The organism is Baekduia sp. Peel2402 (assembly GCF_052567285.1).
Genome location: NZ_CP199582.1, coordinates 4,493,084 through 4,511,052, shown reverse-complemented (window position 1 = coordinate 4,511,052; position 17,969 = coordinate 4,493,084). Strand labels below are relative to the sequence as shown.

Below are 17,969 nucleotides of genomic sequence, written 5' to 3'. Positions count from 1 at the left end.
GCAAGGCAAAATCCTCTTTCGTAGGCCTGCGGGGTTAGCTGACGGGCTAGCGGTAAAAGAGCCTCCGCTTCCCACGACTATGCGTGGAATTCGCCCCAAACAACCTTGGGTCCCCCGCCCCGGGCTCCTCACCCGAGTTCGGCGTGGTCGGAAACCTACACCACCGGGACGAAAGATGCACATCGACGTCCCGCAAGGCAGGTTGCACTCCAGGGTTCGGCCGGTGGTGTGGGGAGAACGACTGAAATTGTTCGCTTCCGGACGGATTTTCCCCCAGCCTGGGGACCCTCGCGTCCGCTCCTGGCGGCGCGGTTCCGGGGCTCCAGGCCGTAGCCTCAGGGCCATGCGCAAGGTGCCAATCGCCCTCGCGGCGTTGCTCGTCGCGCTCCTGGCCGTCGGCTGCGGCCGCGACACGAGCCCGAAAGACGGCGCCAAGGACCGCACCACGCCGACCACCGGCGCCAAGGGCACCGAGACGACCGCCGCGACCGACCTCGGCTTCCCGACGTTCGCGACCAAGAACACGACGCGGATCGGCGGCGCTGACCCGATCGCCGACGCGGCCGCCGCCGCGCGCGCGGTCTACAGCGGCGCGTCGAAGCTGACGCGACCCAAGGTGGTCGTGCTCGCCGACGACACGGACTGGCGCGTCGGGCTGGCCGCCAGCGTCCTGATGTCCTCCCCCATCCGCGCGCCGCTGCTCTACGCGCACGGCGACAAGGACCTGCCCGCGGCGACGCAGAGCGCGCTGACCGCGCTGGCGCCTACGGGCTCCAAGGAGGCCGGCGGCGCGCAGGTCATCCGGATCGGCGCCGTGCCCGCGCCCAACGGCCTGAAGACCACCGACCTCAAGGGCACCGACGCGTTCGCGCTCGCACGCGCCATCGACGCCTTCCAGGCCGCCGCGCGCGGCACCACGTCAGACCGCGTGGTCGTCGTCGGCGTCGACGACCCGGCCTACGCGATGCCCGCCGCCGCCTGGGCCGCCAAGGCCGGCGACCCGATCCTGTTCGTCAACAAGGACTCGGTCCCCGAGGACACGCGCGCGGCGATCGCCGCCCACCAGCAGCCCAAGATCTACGTGTTGGGCACCAAGACCACCGTGTCGGACAAGGCCATGACCGCGCTGAAGAAGCTCGGCTCTCCGACGCGCATCACCGGCTCCGGCCCGGCGGCGTCGTCGGTCGCCTTCGCTCGCTTCCAGGACGGCGCGTTCGGCTGGGGCGTCACCGATCCCGGCCACGGCTTCGTGTTCGCCAACAGCTCCCGCCCCGGCGACGCGGGCGCGGTCGCGCCGCTGAGCGCCTCCGGCACCTACGGCCCGCTGCTGGTCTCCGACAGCGCCGACGAGCTCCCGCGCGCGCTGGCCGGCTACCTGCTGGACGTCCAGCCCGGCTACACCAGGGATCCGGTCCGCGGCGTCTACAATCACGGCTGGATCGTCGGCGACGAGTCCGCGTTCAGCGTGGGCGTGCAGTCGGCGATCGACTCCCTTCTGGAGATCGTCCCCGTCAACGAACGCGGAAGCAGCGACAGCACCTCATGAGCCAGGCCGAGAGCCCCAACCGCCTCAACCGCGACGTCACGGTGGACGACGTCCGCCAGCTCATGGGCGCATCGACGCCGCACTTCGCGCTCCAGCTGCGCAACCGCATCGCGCGGCTGATCGACCCGCTGCCCGCCGGCCACCCGGCGCGCGAGCTGGGCGAGACCGAGATCGCGCGCCTGACGCGGCTGGGCTTTGACGGCGAGACGCGCGGCCACGCGGCCGAGATCGGCCTGCCGACGCTGAAGTCGGTCACCGACACGGGCAGCATCGGCGGCCCGGGCGCCGAGACGCCCGAGCCCGAGACGACGACGCACTGACCGCCTCGACCGCCGGTACCCTCGGCGGCTGATGCGCGCGGGAGCCTTCCTCGCCTATTGGCCGTGGTTCACGCCTGCCGAGCAGGTGGAGTTGGCGGTGCTCGCCGACCGCCTCGGGCTCGACAGCGCCTGGGTCGCCGAGGCCTGGGGCCAGGATGCGGTGAGCGTGCTCGGGCTGCTGGCCGGCAAGACCGACCGGATCGGCCTGGGATCGGGGTTGATGCAGATGCCCGCGCGCAAGCCGACCGCGACCGCGATGGCCGCCGCGACGCTCGACGTGCTGAGCGAAGGCCGCTTCCGCCTGGGGCTCGGGCTGAGCGGGCCGCAGGTCAGTGAGGGCTGGTACGGCGTGCCGTTCGTGCGCAACCTCGGGCGCACCCGCGAGTACGTCGAGACCGTGCGTCGGGTGCTGGATCGCGAGAAGGTGCAGCTGCCGATGGAGGGCGGCGCCGAAGGCATGGGCCTGGGCAAGCCCTTGCGGTTGCTGGCCAAGCCCGTGCAGGACCACCTGCCGATCTACCTCGGCGCGATCGGGCCCAAGGCGGTCAAGCAGGCCGGGAAGATCGCCGACGGCTGGCTGCCGTTCATGCTCGACCCGCGCGAGCCCGAGACGTTGATGGGACCGCTGCGCGAGGGCGTCGCCGAGGCCGGCCGCTCGATCGAGGACATCGACATCTCGCCCGTGGTGCCGCTGGCGATCGACGAGGACATCGTCGCCGCCCGCGACGCCGTCCGCCCCTGGCTCGCCTTCTACCTCGGAGCGATGGGCGCCAAGGAGAAGAACTTCTACGTCGAGCTGGCCGAGCGCCAAGGCCACGGCGAGGCCGCCCGCGAGGTCCAGTCGCTCGCGCTGGCCGGCGATCGCTGGGGCGCCGCGGCCGCGGTCACCGACGGCCTGGTCGACGCGGGCGCGATCGCCACCACGCCCGCCGGCCTGGACGAGCGCCTGGCGACCTACGAGCGCGCGGGCGTCAACACGCTCGTCGCCGTGCCGTGCGGCGAGGACAAGCCGGGCGTGCTGCGCGCGCTGGCGGCGGCGACGGTGACGCGATGATGCGGACAGCCTCGCCTGGCGGCTCGGCGTCCGGGCGCGAGCTCGCCTTGCGGCTCGCTCGCACGGCGGCGGTGAACGCATGAGCGCGGTTCCTTCACGCCCGGACGGCATCGCCGGGTCGTCACTGGCCGGGCCGTTCCCGGTCGGCGCCTACGCCGAGAAGCTGCGCGACGAGCTGCGCAAGCGCGCGCGGGTGCAGCTGTTCGGCGAGGTCTGGAACTTCCGCGCCTCCAAAGCCAAGGTCTATTTCGAGCTCCGGGACGGCGACGGCGCGGTGCCGTGCTCGATGTGGCGCGAGGCGTTCGAGCGCGCGGGCTTCGCGGCGACGACGTTCGTCGACGGCTGCGCGGTCGTCGTCGCGGGCGGGCCGGACTACTACCCGGGGTCGCGCACGGCGTCGCCGTCGTTCTCCTTCGACGTCACCGGCCTGCGGATCGCGGGCGAAGGCGACCTGCTCGCCCAGATGGAGGCGCTGCGCCGGGCGCTCGGCGCGGCCGGGCTGTTCGAGCCGCAGAAGCGCCTTCCCCGCCCCGCGCTGCCGCGCACGATCGGCGTCGTCACCGGCGAGGGCGGCAAGGCGCGCGACGACGTCCTGGCCGGGCTGCACCGCCGCGGCTGGGCGGGCAGGCTGGTGTGGGCGTTCGCGCCGGTCCAGGATCGCCACGCCGCGCCGCGCATCACCCAAGCCCTACAAGATCTCGCGGCGCTGCCCGAGGTCGACGTCATCATCGTCGCGCGCGGCGGCGGATCGCTGGCGGACCTGTTCGCGTTCTGCGATGAGACGCTCTGCCGGACGGTCGCGATGCTGCGCGTCCCGGTGATCGCCTCGGTCGGCCACCACACCGACCGCACGCTGATCGACGACGTCGCCGCGGTGTCGTGCTCGACGCCGACGCACGCCGCCGAGTCCGCCGTGCCCGCGCATCCGCTGGAGGCGCGCGCCGCGCTGGCGCGCTGTGCCGCGTCGTTGCAGGCGCACGGGCGCCGCGCGGTCGTCGGCCGCGCGAAGCACCTCGCGGCGCTCTCGCGCGCACCCGCGCAGGCGATCGCGCGTCACCGCGTCGCGCTGCACCAGCGACTCAAGGAGCTCAGAGCCGCCTCGCGCCGCCGCGTCAGCGCCGACCAGGAGCGCGTGGCGCGCCGGGCTCTGGTCCTGGAGCGCAAGGCCGCCGCGGCCGCCGGCCCGCAGGACCGCGCGCGCCGCGCGACGCTGGAGTCGCTGGCCGCCGCGCTCGCCGCCCACGATCCCGAGCGCACGGTCGCGCGCGGGTACGCGATCGTCGACGACGGCGCGGGCGGCATCGTCACGAGCGCTGCCCAGGCCCGCGCGCTGGGCGACGTCCGGCTCTTCTTCGGCGACGGCGACGTCGGCGCCACCATCAACGACGACAACAAGGACTCGTGACGCGATGACCGAGACCATGTCCTACGAGAGCGCTACCGCGCGCCTGGAGACCATCATCAAGCGCCTGGACTCCGGCGAGGCGGGTCTGCGCGAGACGCTCGACCTCTGCCAGGAGGGCCGCGGGCTGGTGGAGTTCTGCGCCGGCGAGCTGGACGCGGTCGGCCAGGGGCTCGAGGAGCTGCGGCTCGACGAGCTCGTCGCGCGGCTGGAGCAGCGACCGGCATGAGCGAGTTGTGGAACAAGCTCTCGGGGTTGACCCTGGAGATCGAGGACTACGCCTTGGAGCGCCTGGAGCGCTCGGTGTCCAGCGACTTCCTGCGCGTGTCCACCGTGATCCGCCTGCGCGGCGGCGACGGCCACGAGGGCCTCGGCGAGGACGTGTCCTACGACGCCGACGACCAGCTCGCGTTGCAGGAGGCGGGCGCGACGCTGCCGCTCGCGGGCTCCTGGACGCTGGAGTCGTTCTGCGATCACCTGGCCACGCTCGAGCTCTGGCCCGAGCCCGCGCGCCACGACGCGTCGGTGCAGTACCGCGTCTGGGCCTACGAATCAGCCGCGTTGGATCTCGCGCTGCGCCAGAACGGGCTGTCGCTGACCGACGCGCTCAGCCGCTCCGCCGAGCCGCTGACGTTCGTCTGCTCGCTGCGGCTCGGCGAGCCCGCCACCGCCGAGCCGCTGCGCACGCGCCTGGACAAGTACCCCGGGTTGCGCTTCAAGCTCGACCCCACCCAGTCGTGGGACGACGCGCTCGTGGCCCAGCTCGTGGAGACCGGCGCGGTCGACACGGTGGACTTGAAGGGCTTGTACGTGGGGTCGGTCGTCGACAACGCGCCGGACCCGGACCTCTACCGCCGCGTCGCCGAGGCCTTCCCCGACGCGTGGATCGAGGACCCGGGCCTGACCGACGAGACCGACCCGGTCCTGGAGCCCTACCGCGACCGCATCACCTGGGACGCAAACATCCACTCGGTCGACGACATCATCAACTTGCCCTTCCCGCCCAAGATGGTCAACGTCAAGCCCTCGCGCCTGGGCGGCATCCGGCCGCTCTTCAAGGCCTATGAGTACTGCGAGAAGCGCGGAATCCGCATGTACGGCGGCGGCCAGTTCGAACTCGGCGTCGGCCGCGGCCAGATCCAGTACCTCGCCGCGATCTTCCACCCCGACGGCCCCAACGACGTGGCACCGGGCGGCTACAACGACGTCGACCCGCCCGACGGCCTACCGTCCTCGCCGCTGCCCGTGCTAGCGAGCGCGACCGGCTTCCGCTGGGGCTAGGCGGCCCCGGCGGCGGCGAGCACCGCGCTCGCCGCCGCCTCGCCAGACGTCACCGCGCCGTCCATGTAGCCGTTCCACACCAGCGCCGTCTCCGCGCCCGCCCAGTGGACGCGGCCGACGGGTGCGCGCAGCGCGGCGCCGAAGCCGGTCCACCCGCCGGGCGGCAGGTAGGCGCCGTAGCAGCCGCGGGTCAGCTCCTCCTGGCCCCAAGCCAGATCGACGTAGCGCTCGGGCTTGGCCGCCCGCGGGCCGAACAGCCGCGCGAGTGTCTGCGTGACCTGCGCGCGGCGCTCGTCCTGGGTCGCGCGCATCGCGACCTGCGCGGCGCGACCTTCGAAGAACCCCAACAACACGCCCGGGCGACCGCCAGGCGGCGTGTTGTCGAACATCACCTTGACCGGGCCGTCGGCGTCGGTCGCGGTCCCGCTCAACCCTTCGGCGCGCCAGAACGGCTCGTCGTAGATGGCCATGCACTTGACGACGCTGCCCATCGCCATGCGCTGGGTGAGCGCGTCGCGCGCGTGCGGCAGTGCCGGGGTCCACGCGATCCGGGCCGTCAGCGGCACCGGGATCGCGACGATCGCGTGCCGCGCACGCAACTCGACACCGTCGCCCCGCACCGTCACACCGCCGGCGTCCTGCTCGATCGCCCGGACCGTCGCGCCGAGCACGACGCGCTCCTCACCCAAGGCCTCCGCCATCTTCAGCGACAACAACTGCGAGCCGCCGACGAAGCGATCTTGTTGCGCGCCGCCCTCCGTGTCGGTCAGCAGCTCCAGCGACCCCGCGGAGTGGATGTAGAACAACACGTGCAGCAGCGACGGCTCGCTCGGGTCGGTCGCCCACACGCCCTCCACCGCCATCTGCAGGATCGCGCGGCCGCCGGGCGTGGCGAGGTTGCGCCCCATCCAGGTCGCGAAGGTCTGCGCGTCCCACGCCGCGGCGCGCTTGGCCGTCCACGGCGCGTCGAGCGGCACCGTCTTCGCCATGCGGTTCAACCGCGCCATCGCCTGGCCGACGTCGGCCAACACCATGGGGTTGATCCGCGGGATCGTCCCGCGGTAGCGCCGCACCTTCCCGCCCCATGCGAACAGCGACTCGCCGGTGGCGAACGTCGGGTAGGTCTCGACGCCCAGTTCCCGCGCGAGCGCCATCAGCCGCGTCTGCGTCGGACCGACCCATTGGCCGCCGAGCTCGACCACATCGCTGGCGCCGTCGCCCACGCGCTCGTTGAGCGTGCGACCGCCCACGCGGTCGCGGCCCTCCAGGACGACGACGTCGCGCCCAGCGCCCACCAGCGCCCGCGCCGCCGCCAAACCGGCGAGCCCCGCACCCACGACCACCACGTCGACCTCGCGCATACGCGCCCATCCTGTCGCAAGTTCCCCACCCCGCGCGCGTTGGAGCCACCAGGGATCTCCTGCCCAGAACGCGCAAGGGCCCGCACGTACGCGCCGTGCGGGCCCTTCGCGCCTCTCCTCCTCCGGGAAGACCGGCGGCACTGTACACCGTCGACTGGCCGATCAACCAGGGACGCAACGCGCAACCCGCCTCAATCGATAGAACTCCGCATCTATGGATGAGAGACTCGGCATCGTCGGCTCGGGCGCCATCGCCTGTGGCCTCGCCGCTTCGGCGGCCCAGCACGGAGAGGTCGTCCTCTGGGCGCGCTCGGACGCCTCCGCGGAGCGCGCGCGGAAGACCGTGGACAAAGCCGTATCGAAGATGGAGGGCGTAGACGGCGCCAACGTCTCGATCGTCCAGGACCTCGGCGCGCTCAGCGGTACCACCGCGGTGATCGAGGCGATCGCCGAGGACGCCGACGCGAAGGCCGCCCTGTGGGGCCAGCTCGCCGGGATCGTCAACGGCGAGACGCTGCTCGGCTCGACGACGTCGTCGTTGTCGGTCGCGCAGATCGCCTCAGCCAGCGGCGCGCCGGAGCGCTTCGTCGGCCTGCACGTCTTCAACCCGGTGCCGCGGATGAAGCTCGTCGAGCTCGCGTTCCCCGCCGAGGCGACCGACGACATCAAGGCCCGCGCGAGCGCGCTCTGCGAGGCGCTGGGCAAGACCGCGGTCGTCGTCCCCGACATCCCGGGCTTCGTCGTCAACCGCCTGCTGTTCCCGTACCTGTTCAGCGCGGTCGCGCTGCAGGAGGAGACGGGCCTGCCGTCGGAGTCGATCGACACCTGCATGCAGCTCGGCGCGGGTCACCCGATGGGGCCGCTGGCGCTGCTGGACTTCGTCGGCCTGGACGTCTCGCAGGCGATCGGCGACGCGATCGGCGCCGACGTGCCGCAGTCGCTGCGCGCGCTGGTGGACGAGGGCGCGCTGGGCCGCAAGAGCGGCCGCGGGTTCTACACGTACAACTGAGCCGGGAGCAACGCGGCGGCGGTGGCGAGGAGCGTCTCGACCATCGCCGTCGCGCTCGCCGGCCGCGGGCCCTCCGGCGCGGTGATCGCGCTCAGGACCCGGGTCGGCGGATCATCGCTGAGCAGCGGGCGCGCCACGGCGCGCTCGCGGTGCGTCAGGGCCAGGAACGGGACGAGCGCGACGCCCGCGCCCGCCGCGACGAAACCCTGAACCGCGCCGTAGTCGGCGCTGGAGAAGACGACGTCGGGCTCAAAGCCCGCGCGGGCGCACGCGCCGCGGACGACGCCGGCGCAGAACGCGGTCGGCGCGACCCACGGGTCGGCGGCCAGCTGCGTGAGGTCGACCTGCTCGGAGTCGGCCAGCGGATGGTCGGCGTGCAGGACCGCCCACAGCGGGTCGTGGGCGATCACGGTCCGGTCCAGGCCGGCGAGCTCGGCGTCGCCGACGCCGTGGGGCTCGAAGACGACCGCGACGTCGCAGGCGCCAGAGCGCACGGCGGCGACCGCGGCCTGCGGGTCCTCCTCGGCGAGGTGCAACTCGACGCCGGGGTGGTCGGCGCGGTAGCGGGAGACCGCGGCGGGGACGAGCGCCGTCCAGGCCGACTCGAAGGCGGCGACGCGGACGTGGCCGCCGCGCAGGCGCGTGAGGTCGTCCAGCTCGGCGCGGGCGGCGGCGAGCTGACCGAGGACGAGCGCGGCGTGGCGATCGAGCACCTGGCCCGCCTGCGTGAGCCGCGCGCCGCGAGCGCCGCGCTCGACCAGCACCGCGCCGGCCTCGCGCTCCAGCGCCGCGACCTGTTGGGAGATCGCCGACGGCGTGTAGCGCAGCTCGGCCGCGGCGGCGGCGAAGGAGCCGTGCTCGGCGACCGCGCGCAGCACCCGGAGCTTCTTCGCGTCGAGCATGAAGCGCAGCTTACGCCTGACGTCAAGAAGTGCAGTCGCGCTGGTGGTGCCGAACTGGGATCGTCGCCGGCGACCATGCGACTGCACGCCATCCCCCACTCCACCAACGTCCACCGGGTCCAGATCGCGCTCGCGCTGAAGGGCCTCGACGCCGAGCTCGTCCAGCACGCCGTCGCCGACCGCAGCGCGATCCGGGCGCTGAGCGGCCAGGACCTCGTACCGGTGCTGGAGACCGACGAGGGCGAGATCCTGACCGACTCGATGCCGATCGTCGCCTGGATCGACGCGCGCTGGCCCGAGCCGCATCGGCTCTACCCGGAGGACCCGAAGGCCCGCCGCGAGATCGAGGCCTTCGTCGACTTCTTCAACTTCGTCTGGAAGGTCCCGCCGAACGCGATCGACGCCGCGCGCGGGACCGACGAGCCCCGCGTGGCCGGGTGGCGCGCGCAGCTTTCGGCGTGGCAATCAGGCTTTGACGCGTTGTTGCACGATCGGCCGTTCCTGTTCGGCGATGAGGTCAGCGCCGCCGACGTCTGTGCCTATCCCTTCCTACGCTTCGCAACCTCTTCAGATCCCTCCGACGACGACCTCTTCCACGGCATCCTGAAGGACAGTTTGCCTGCACTTCCGCGCCTTTCTGCCTGGGTAAATCGCATGGCAAATACGACCGACGTCCGCGACGCCAAGAACCTTTAGCGCGGCTTCAGGAACCGGGCAGAGAATCGCTCTCGCGAACGTACTCGCACGTGCACCTCCTCCCAGAAGCACGATCCGGCCCGCTCCTCAGGCGGGCCGGTTCGATTTCAGGGACCGCACGGCGACGGACGCTCGGTAGTTGGTGGCTTTGATGGAGCCGCGGTGTGCTGGGTAAGGCGCGCGAGGCGCCGGGGTTTGGCGGCGAGGGCGTGGGGCCGTTGAGGCGTGGCGACCGTCTCTGGTGTGGATCGTCGCCTCGGGTGATGCCGGCCGGGCTGGCTTTGGCATCAAGACATGAATCCGGGCCTCAAGGGGCGTCCGTCGGCCCCGGGGTTTGAGGGTTCGGGCCCGAAGGACGCGCATTTGGGGATCCGGGTCGATTTAGCGTCATATATCGACGCTAACTCGACCCGGATCCCGGTTTCGAGGTGCGGGTCGCTCTGAGCTGGCATATGCAGCTCTCAGCGACCCGGATCTCCGAAACCCCTGGTCCCTCGAACCCAGCGGCCGAGGGACCAACCCTGGAGGCCGAGTCTGATGTCTTGATGCGGCTGTAAATCCCCGCCGCCGGCAGCGCCCCAGCGACGATCCACACCCCAAGCGGTCGCCACGCCCCAACAGCCTCACGCCCTTCGGTGCCAACAGACCACGCCCCACAGCACGACCAGCGCGGCGCACTGAAAGCCATAAGGCCCAACGCGCCAAGGGCGGCCGACCAAAAGCAGGAGATCCAGGTCAGCCGCCCCAAGGGCGTAAGCGGATGGACCCACCCCGGGCCATCCGATGATCAGTCGCCGATCGCGGCTGTCCCACGAGACACGATCGGCGGAACCCCGGTCAGTCCGTCCACGTTCCGGGGCCCGTTCCAACTGCTGGAACGCACCCGAAAAGGAGAACTTGCGGTCAGTCGCCGCGTTGTTCGCTGCCGGACACCGCACCCTGCGGCGCGCGGCGCTCGCGGATGCGGACGGCCTCGATGCGGTTGTCGCGGACGCTCTCCACGCGGATCGAATAGCCGTCGGCGGTGATCGTGTCGCCGCGCTTGGGCAACCGGCCGAGCTCAGCGAAGACGAAGCCGCCGACCGAGTTGTAGGCGTCGGTGTCGACAGGCAGCTCGACGCCGTAGTCCAACAGGTCCGTGACCGCGACGTGGCCGCGGACGAACCAGTCGCCATTGGCCAGGCGCCGGATGTGGCCGCCGGCCGGGTCGGTCTCGTCGTCGATCTCGCCGACGACCTCCTCGATGATGTCCTCGACGGTCACGATCCCGACGACGCGGCCGTACTCGTCGACGACGACCGCCATCGAGCTCCGCTGGCGCTGGAGGTCGGCCAGGAGGTCATCGAGCGCCTTCGTCTCGGGCACGATCACGGCCTCGCGCACCAACGGCTCCAGCGACGCGGTCGGCCCCTCGGCCATCAGCGAGCGCGCCAGCGAGTTGGAGTGCACGATCCCGCGCACGCGATCGCGGTTGTCGTCCTCGGTCACGACCAGGCGGGTGTGGCCGGACGAGATGCAGCGCCGCAGCGCGGTCTCGACATCCTCTGAGAGATCGACCGTGACGACCGCCGGGATCGGCGTCATCACCTGCCGCGCCTCCTGCTCGTGCAGGTGGAAGACGCCGGTCAACATCCCCGCCTCGCCCGGATCCAGCTTGCCGCCGGCCCGCGCCTGGGAGATCAGGATCTGCAGCTCCTCGGGCGTCGCGCCCTCTTCAGAGGCCGTGTTCGGATCGACGCGCAGCAGCCGCAGGATCGCGTTGGACACCATGTTGAGCAGCGCGATGAACGGCTTCATCCCCTGGTCGAACGCGCGCAGCGGCCGCGCCACCAGGATCGCGATCTTGTCCGGGTGGATGATCGAGTAGATCTTCGGGACCTGCTCGCCGAGCACGACGTGCGAGCCCGTGACGATGATGTAGGCGATCGCGATCGAGAGCGCGACGGACAGGCCGTGCGAGATCGCGTCGCCGAACAGCGGCTCGAACAGCTCCGCGATGGCCGGCTCGCCCAGGAAGCCGATGCCCAGCGAGGCGAGCGTGATGCCGAACTGGCAGGCGCTCAGGTACTCGTTGAGGTCGTCGTGCAGCTCCAGCGCACGGCGCGCACCGGCGTTGCCGTTGTCTGCGAGGTCCTGCAAAGAGGACCGCTTGGAGCGCACGAGACCGAACTCGGCCGCCACAAAGAAGCCGTTGATGGCGATCAAGACCACCACGGCGAGAAGCAGCAGGACGGTCACGCGCTGGGGCCGGGTCCGAGCCCGGCGCTACTTCGAGAAGGGTCGTCGTTCATGGAGCGACGGCCCGAACGGTACCAGGCTCTCAACCACCTGGCAGCGCGTCGATCGCTGCGGCGAGCTCGAAGTCGGCTGCGGTGAGGCCTCCGGCGCTGTGGTTGGTCACGTCGAGCCGCACCTTGTTCCACCCGTGGACGCGGATGTCCGGGTGGTGGTTGCGGCGCTCGGCCTCGTCGGCGATCGCGTTGACCCACGCGATTGCGGCGGCGAAGTCCTCCAGCTCGCGATCACGGACGATCGCGTCACCTTCACGCCGCCATTGCGGCCGCTCGCGCAGCCGTTCTTCGATCTCGGAATCCTTGAGCAGGTCTGCCATATCCTCGTCTCCGATGCGGATCGTGAGCCTGGTCCCCCACGCTACCGAGTTGCTGTTCGCGCTCGGCCTCGGCGACGACGTCGTCGGGGTGACCCATGAATGTGACTACCCGCCCGAGGCGCTCGCGCTGCCCAAGATCACGCGCGACGTCCTCCCAGCGGGTCTCAGCGCCGGCGAGATCGATGCCGCCGTGCGCGAGCGCACCGAGAAGGGCGAGGCGATCTACGCGTTGGACGAGGACACGCTCGCCGACCTCGAGCCGGACCTGATCGTCACCCAGGAGCTGTGCCCGGTCTGTGCGGTCTCCTACGACGAGGTCCAGGAGGTCGCCAAGAAGCTCGACCCCTGTCCCAATGTCATTGCCCTGGACCCCAAGACCTTCGGCGAGACGATGGGCGACATCCGCACGGTCGCGCAGGCGACGAACTGCCGCGAGGCCGCGCTGGACCTCGTCGCGCGCCAGCGCGCGCGGGTCGACAAGGTCAAGATCGCGGTCAAGGGCGTCGAGCGCCGCTCCGTCGTCGCGATCGAGTGGTTCGACCCGGTCTTCATCGCCGGCCACTGGACGCCGCAGCTGATCGAGCTGGCCGGCGGCACCGACCTGCTCGGCTTCGCGGGCGAGCACTCCGAGCAGCTCTCGTGGGACGTGCTCGAGGCGGCCAAGCCCGCCGTCGTGCTCTGCATCCCGTGCGGCTACGACGGCCCGCGCTCGCTGGCCGAGGCCGAGCAGTACACCGACCGTCTGCGCGCGATCGGCGCCGCCGAGGTGATCGCCCTCGACGCCTCCGCCTACTTCTCCCGCCCCGGCCCGCGTCTGGTCGAAGGCCTGGAGACGCTCGCCCACGCGCTGCACCCCGACCGCGTCCCGGAGGCTCCGGGCCGGGTGCACCGCGTCATGTTGTAGGCGTCTAGCCGATGCTGTGGAAGTCGCCGGAGACGGCGACCGATCCGATGACCGCCGCGACGGCCAGCGCGGCGCACGCCACGTAGCCGAGCCACGGCTTGCGGAAGCGGTCGGACTCGTGGATCGCCAGCGCGGCGATCGCCCCGCCGATGAGGCCGCCAATGTGCCCGCCGAAGGCGATGTTGAAGCCCGGCAGGAAGCTGATCACCAAGTTGATGACGATGAGGCCGCCGAGGCCGCCGCCGAACGCCTCCAGCCCACGGCGCCACTGGATGACGACCATCGCGCCCATCAGGCCGAAGACCGCGCCGGACGCGCCGACCACGACCGACTCGGTCGTCTGCACGAGCGCGCCGAACGAGCCGGTGAGCAAGGCGGTGAAGTAGATCGTGCCAAAGCGCGTCGGGCCGAGCGTCCGCTCCAGCTGCTGGCCGAGGATCCACAGCAGGTACATGTTGAACCCGATGTGGAAGATGCCGCTGTGCAGGAAGCCGCTGGTGACCAGCCGCCAGTACTCGTGCTCGTAGTGCACGAGCGGCCCGTAAAGGGCGAAGTGCTGGTAGATCCATCCGCCGCCGCTGGAGCTCAGGCCGATCGAGCCGCCCGAGCCCAGGAACAGGATCACGCAGGCGATGATGATCGCGACCGTCACGCGCGGCTCGCCGCCGTACATGGTGGCCGCCGTGCGGACCTGTGTCTTCTGCTTGGAGCACTCCGGGCAGCGCATGCCGACGGACGTCGGGGTCATGCAGCTCGTGCAGATCGGACGCCCGCAGTTCGAGCACGAGACGCCGGTCTCGCGGTTGGGATGGCGGTAGCAGGTGGCCATGTGGGCGCCGCACGCTAGCAGCGGATGGTTCGGCGCCCCTAAGTGGAGGCGTGCGCTACGTGAGCTTCGCGCCCGCGAGCGGCGTGCTCGTCGGCTGGTCGCTGCCGCCCGACGGCTCGGCGGTGATTAGCACCTGGTCGGTGCCTTCGAGCGACTCGGGGATCTCCACGCGCGCGCGGCCGTCGGCCGGGACCGAGAACAGCGCATGCGTCGCGCGCGGCTTGTTCTTCCCGGTCACGAGCCACACTTGGTAGACCTGGCCCGAGGGCGCTGCGGGCATGCCCTCGATCTCGAGCTGGCCGTGGTCGTTGTCGTGGTTGACGCGTAGCGCGACCTGCGCGCCCTGCGGGCCGAAGCCGGGAACCAAGTGCGAGTCGTCTCCACCGGAGCTGACCAGCGCGATCGCCAGGACGACGACCGCCAGCGCGGCGGCGGCGAACGCCGCGGCGGGCACGGGACGACGCAGCCATCCGAAGCGACCGCGGGCGCGCTCGCGCTCGCGCGCCGGCGGCGCGACGCGGTCGGCCTCGGGCCCGGCGGCGCGCAGCAGCTGCGCCTCGGACTCGACGACCGCCATGATGCGGTCCTTCAACGCGGGCGGCGGGACCGCCTGCGGCGCGGCCATCGGCAGGACGTCGACGACCGGCTGCAGCGCGGCGACCTCAGCGCGGCAGTGATCGCATTGCTCAAGGTGTGTGGCGAACGCGCGCATGTCCGCGTCGTCCAGCGCGCCGAGGACCCATGGGCCCGCGTCGTCGCGATGCGCGCAGCGGTCGTGGTCGCCGGTCATGCCGGGACCTCCATGACGTCGCCGAGTTGCCCGCGGAGCTTCTCGAGCCCGAGGCGGATGCGTCCCTTCACCGTGCCGACGGGGGTTTCAAGCATGTTGGCGATCTCCGAATGGGAGAAGCCTCCGAAGTAAGCAAGCTCGATGACCTTACTCTGCTCGGGGGGCAGTGAGGCAAGGGCATCGCGGACCTCCGCGGCCTCCTCACGGCGCGCCGCGGCGACATCGGTGCGGTCCGGGGCTTCGAACCGCTCCTCGATGCCTTCGTCGGACGCGCGGCGCTTGTCGTGGCGCAGGTTGCGGCGCAGCGAGTCGATTGCGCGGTGGTGGACGACGCCGAGGATCCACGTGCGCACCGAACCGCGCGTGTGGTCGTAGCGCGCGCCCGAGCGCCAGATCGACAAGAAGGCCTCCTGGACGACGTCCTCGGCCGCGGCGCGCAGCCCGGTCATCCGGTAGGCGAGCGAGAAGGCGACGGTTGAATGGCGGTCGTAGAGCAGTTCGAAGGCGCGCGGGTCTCCCTTGGAGACCAGCTGCATCAGGTCCTCGTCGGCGAGGATGCTCAAATCTGCTCGTTCGGCCACGGCATGGGCTCTTACGCCAATACCCGTCCCACTGGATCAACAGCCGCGCGCCAAGTCGACACGCGTTGTACGCCTAACGATCCAGAATCTTGCGCGTCTCGTCGGCGACGGCGTGCAGCGTGCGCTCGGCGAGGTCGATCGGGCCGGAGGACTTCGCGGCGCGCTTGCGGTGCTGCTGGCGGACGCGCAGCAGGACCAGCGCCGCGCCGGCGGTCGTGCCGATCGCTGCGGCCGCGACGGGCCGGACCCAGTTGCGTGGGTCGCGCATCGCGCCCAGCTCCCAGGACTCCAGCTCGTCCTGGGCGAGCTCGGTCAGCTCGGTCAGCGTCGACTCCAGGCGCAGGCCGAGGTCCGCGGGCGGCTCGACGGGCGTCAGCGCGCGCTTCAGCAGGTGCTCGAACTCTCCGAACGTGTCGCTGCTCATCGGGTGCTCACCTCCCTCCTGACTGCGTGGCCACGATCTCTTCTAGCTGCTTGATCGCTCGATGCAACAACACCTTGGTGGCGCCATCGGTGCGGCCCATGGCCCGCGCGATCTCGCGGTTGTCCATACCCAGCGCGAAGCGCATGATCAGCGCCTCGCGGCGGTCGTCCGGCAGCTCCTTGACCCCCTCCAAGATTCGCGCCAGCTCGTCGCGTCCCTCCACGAGGTCCTCCGTGGTGTGCGTCGTGCGCAGCGTCTCGGAGTCCTCGATCGGCGTCTGCGGCTTGCGCGAGCGGTCCCGATAGAGGTTCGCGGCGAGGTTGTGCGCGATCCGAATTAGCCACGGGCGCATCGGCCGTCCGTCGCTCTCGGCCTGCGCACGCTCGAAGTGCCGGTAGGCCTGTAGGAACGTCTGCTCCGTCAGGTCCTCCGCATCGTGATGGTTGCCTACTCGGTAGTAGGCATAGGAGTAGACGTCCTTCAGGTGCGCCCGGTAGAGCTCCGCGAAGTCCGCATCCCGCTTGGCCTTGTCCGCGTCGGGCACGCACCGCAGCCTATTCCCTCGGTCACGCCGCCCGGACGAACCGCTTGCCGCGCTTGGCGGGCGGGGCGGTCATCGTTGCGGCCCAGTCGGTCGCGTCGACGCGACCCTCGACGACCGCGGCCAGTCCGGCGACGGTCGGCGCGTCCACGCCGGCGTGCGACAGCGCGTGCGCGAGCAGCGGCAGCGCGTCCAGCGACTCCGGCGTCTGGCCGATCGCGGTCTCGATCTCGCCGGCGGGCGTGCCGGCGGCCAGCAGCTCGCCGGCGCGGCGGTTGCGGGAGCCGACGGCCAGGACCGTGGCGACGAGGTCGCCGGCCCCGGCGAGGCCCGCGAACGTCTGCGGGTGCGCGCCGTGGTGGCGGGCGTAGGCGTCGACCTCGGCGAAGACGCGCCCGGCGGCGGCGCCGACGGCGTTGGGGCCGGCGGGCGCGGCGGTCGCGGCGGCCAGCGCGGCGGCGTTCTTGGCGGCGCCGGCCAGCTCGACCCCGACAGTGTCGGAGGAGCGCTCGGCGTAGAGGCCGGCCTTGTTCAACAGGTCGGCGAGTTGGCGGGAGAAGCCGCGGTCGGTGGACGCGACGACGAGCGCGGCGCCGTGGTCGAGCGCGTCGGCCGCGTGGGCGGGGCCGCCGAGCGAGGCGATCGCTCGCGCGCTCGCGCGCTCGGCGACGTAGGCCGACGGCAGCGCGCCGTGCGGCGCGACGAGGCCCTTGGAGGCGAGCAGGAGGCCGGCGCGCGCGGGGATCGAAGTGCCGTGGGCGGCCATGGCTTCAGGTAGCGCGCGGGCGGGGACGGCGAGCACGACGAGGTCGTGGCGGCCCAGCTCGAGGTCGTTGACGTGGACGACGGTGATCGCGTCCGGAAGGACCTCGCTGGGCAGGTAGCGCTCGTTGACGCGCGTGCGCTGGAGCTCGTCGGCCTGCGTGAGGGTGCGGGTGCCGAGGTCGACCTCGACCCCGGCGCGCGCGAGCGCCACGGCCAGGCCGGTGCCCCAGGAGCCGGCGCCGATGACGGCGGCGCGACGGATCGGCGGCAGCCCGCCGAGCCACTCCCACTGGAGCATCACGCAGGGCCAGATGCGCTCGGTGACGGCGGCGGCCAGCTGCGGGGACGGGTCGGCGACGATCGGGAACCTGAGGGGAGCGCCGGCGCGGATCGAGACCTTGTGCGGGCGGATGCGCCAGGCGCGGCGGATGTCCTCGGTGCCGATCACGGCGACCGGGATGACCGGCGCGCCGGTCTCCAGCGCAAGACGGCCGACGCCGCGCTTCGGGGTGCCCAGCGTGCCGGGGCGGATGCGCGTGCCCTCGGGGAAGATCAGGACGGAGTCGCCGCGCTGAAGGATCTCGCGGGCGGTCGCCATCGCGTCGGAGTCGGCGTTGCCGCGGTCGATCGGGAACGCGCCGAGGGAGTTCAGGAACCACGCGGTGAGCTTGTGCGCGAAGAGCTCCTTCTTGGCCACATAGTAGAGCGGCCGGCGCGACATGCAGGCGATGACGAACGGGTCCAGGAACGACCGGTGGTTGGCCGCGAAGATGACCGGGCCCTCGGCCGGGATGTGCTCACGGCCGATCCGCGACATCCGGAAGTAGATGTGGAAGAACGGCTGGAACAGGGCGCGGACGATCCAGTAGACGAACGGGTTGACGCCCTTGTTGCGCGCGCGGTCCAGGTGGCGGTTGCTCTCCATCGGTATGTGGCGTACACCCGCAGGTTGT

The 17,969-nt window shown here is 71.7% G+C and carries 19 protein-coding genes and 1 riboswitch; of the genes, 9 read left to right on the top strand and 10 right to left on the bottom strand.

Going from position 1 to position 17,969, the window contains the following annotated elements; genetic code table 11:
• Positions 1-8: 8 nt before the first annotated feature.
• Positions 9-154: riboswitch (cyclic di-AMP (ydaO/yuaA leader) on the bottom strand.
• 189 nt (positions 155-343) lie between these two features.
• The 6 genes from ACT01A_RS22080 to ACT01A_RS22055 all read left to right on the top strand — a co-directional run bounded on the left by ACT01A_RS22080 (position 344) and on the right by ACT01A_RS22055 (position 5,603).
• Positions 344-1,546 carry a cell wall-binding repeat-containing protein gene (locus tag ACT01A_RS22080; RefSeq protein WP_445149262.1) on the top strand — a complete coding sequence of 401 codons (1,203 nt, stop codon included), beginning with the start codon at positions 344-346 and terminating at the stop codon, positions 1,544-1,546.
• Entirely contained in the window at positions 1,543-1,866 is a 324-nt protein-coding gene (locus ACT01A_RS22075) for a hypothetical protein (RefSeq protein ID WP_445149261.1), read from the top strand. The genes ACT01A_RS22080 and ACT01A_RS22075 overlap by 4 nt, the downstream gene beginning before the upstream one ends.
• Before the next feature lie 31 nt (positions 1,867-1,897).
• Complete coding sequence (locus ACT01A_RS22070) at positions 1,898-2,920, top strand: LLM class flavin-dependent oxidoreductase (RefSeq protein ID WP_445149260.1); 1,023 nt, start codon at positions 1,898-1,900, stop codon at positions 2,918-2,920.
• 79 nt (positions 2,921-2,999) lie between these two features.
• Positions 3,000-4,325: an exodeoxyribonuclease VII large subunit gene (xseA, locus tag ACT01A_RS22065; RefSeq protein ID WP_445149259.1), complete on the top strand. Its 1,326-nt coding sequence runs from the start codon at positions 3,000-3,002 to the stop codon at positions 4,323-4,325.
• 4 nt (positions 4,326-4,329) lie between these two features.
• Positions 4,330-4,551 (top strand): exodeoxyribonuclease VII small subunit, encoded by a 222-nt coding sequence (gene xseB, locus ACT01A_RS22060; protein ID WP_445149258.1) that lies wholly within the window; start codon positions 4,330-4,332, stop codon positions 4,549-4,551.
• Entirely contained in the window at positions 4,548-5,603 is a 1,056-nt protein-coding gene (locus ACT01A_RS22055; RefSeq protein WP_445149257.1) for a hypothetical protein, read from the top strand. The genes xseB and ACT01A_RS22055 overlap by 4 nt, the downstream gene beginning before the upstream one ends.
• On the opposite strand, the gene ACT01A_RS22050 is transcribed toward ACT01A_RS22055, so the two are convergent.
• On the bottom strand, positions 5,600-6,964 hold the full coding sequence (locus ACT01A_RS22050) for a flavin monoamine oxidase family protein (protein ID WP_445149256.1): 1,365 nt from the start codon (positions 6,962-6,964) through the stop codon (positions 5,600-5,602). The two genes, ACT01A_RS22055 and ACT01A_RS22050, sit on opposite strands and share 4 nt — an antisense overlap.
• A 214-nt stretch (positions 6,965-7,178) precedes the next feature.
• On the opposite strand from ACT01A_RS22050, the gene ACT01A_RS22045 reads away from it, so the two are divergent.
• The gene (locus tag ACT01A_RS22045) at positions 7,179-7,973 is read left to right on the top strand and encodes a 3-hydroxyacyl-CoA dehydrogenase family protein (protein WP_445149255.1); all 795 of its coding nucleotides are present in this window, start codon (positions 7,179-7,181) and stop codon (positions 7,971-7,973) included.
• Here ACT01A_RS22045 and ACT01A_RS22040 read toward each other — a convergent pair.
• Positions 7,958-8,875, bottom strand: a complete 918-nt coding sequence (locus ACT01A_RS22040; RefSeq protein WP_445149254.1) for a LysR family transcriptional regulator — start codon at positions 8,873-8,875, stop codon at positions 7,958-7,960. The genes ACT01A_RS22045 and ACT01A_RS22040 overlap by 16 nt on opposite strands.
• A 75-nt stretch (positions 8,876-8,950) precedes the next feature.
• On the opposite strand from ACT01A_RS22040, the gene ACT01A_RS22035 reads away from it, so the two are divergent.
• Complete coding sequence (locus ACT01A_RS22035; RefSeq protein WP_445149253.1) at positions 8,951-9,571, top strand: glutathione S-transferase family protein; 621 nt, start codon at positions 8,951-8,953, stop codon at positions 9,569-9,571.
• A gap of 903 nt (positions 9,572-10,474) precedes the next feature.
• Here the strand turns inward: ACT01A_RS22035 and ACT01A_RS22030 are convergent.
• Both ACT01A_RS22030 and ACT01A_RS22025 read right to left on the bottom strand, forming a co-directional pair.
• On the bottom strand, positions 10,475-11,809 hold the full coding sequence (locus ACT01A_RS22030) for a hemolysin family protein (protein WP_445149252.1): 1,335 nt from the start codon (positions 11,807-11,809) through the stop codon (positions 10,475-10,477).
• A gap of 82 nt (positions 11,810-11,891) precedes the next feature.
• Entirely contained in the window at positions 11,892-12,182 is a 291-nt protein-coding gene (locus tag ACT01A_RS22025) for a 4a-hydroxytetrahydrobiopterin dehydratase (protein WP_445149251.1), read from the bottom strand.
• A gap of 13 nt (positions 12,183-12,195) precedes the next feature.
• Between ACT01A_RS22025 and ACT01A_RS22020 the strand changes: the two genes are divergently transcribed.
• Positions 12,196-13,086, top strand: coding sequence for a cobalamin-binding protein (locus tag ACT01A_RS22020; protein ID WP_445149250.1), 891 nt, complete (start codon positions 12,196-12,198; stop codon positions 13,084-13,086).
• Positions 13,087-13,090: 4 nt separating this feature from the next.
• On the opposite strand, the gene ACT01A_RS22015 is transcribed toward ACT01A_RS22020, so the two are convergent.
• From ACT01A_RS22015 to ACT01A_RS21990, 6 genes are all read right to left on the bottom strand, one after another.
• Entirely contained in the window at positions 13,091-13,915 is an 825-nt protein-coding gene (locus ACT01A_RS22015) for a rhomboid family intramembrane serine protease (protein WP_445149249.1), read from the bottom strand.
• A gap of 55 nt (positions 13,916-13,970) precedes the next feature.
• On the bottom strand, positions 13,971-14,705 hold the full coding sequence (locus ACT01A_RS22010; RefSeq protein WP_445149248.1) for an anti-sigma factor domain-containing protein: 735 nt from the start codon (positions 14,703-14,705) through the stop codon (positions 13,971-13,973).
• Positions 14,702-15,286 carry an RNA polymerase sigma factor gene (locus tag ACT01A_RS22005; protein WP_445149247.1) on the bottom strand — a complete coding sequence of 195 codons (585 nt, stop codon included), beginning with the start codon at positions 15,284-15,286 and terminating at the stop codon, positions 14,702-14,704. Before ACT01A_RS22005 ends, ACT01A_RS22010 begins: the two co-directional genes overlap by 4 nt.
• Before the next feature lie 73 nt (positions 15,287-15,359).
• Entirely contained in the window at positions 15,360-15,710 is a 351-nt protein-coding gene (locus ACT01A_RS22000) for a hypothetical protein (RefSeq protein ID WP_445149246.1), read from the bottom strand.
• 7 nt (positions 15,711-15,717) lie between these two features.
• A complete protein-coding gene (locus ACT01A_RS21995; protein WP_445149245.1) occupies positions 15,718-16,254 on the bottom strand; it encodes an RNA polymerase sigma factor in 537 nt (178 codons plus the stop codon).
• Between the two features lie 22 nt (positions 16,255-16,276).
• Positions 16,277-17,941, bottom strand: a complete 1,665-nt coding sequence (locus tag ACT01A_RS21990; RefSeq protein ID WP_445149244.1) for a 1-acylglycerol-3-phosphate O-acyltransferase — start codon at positions 17,939-17,941, stop codon at positions 16,277-16,279.
• Between the last annotated feature and the right edge of the window lie 28 nt (positions 17,942-17,969).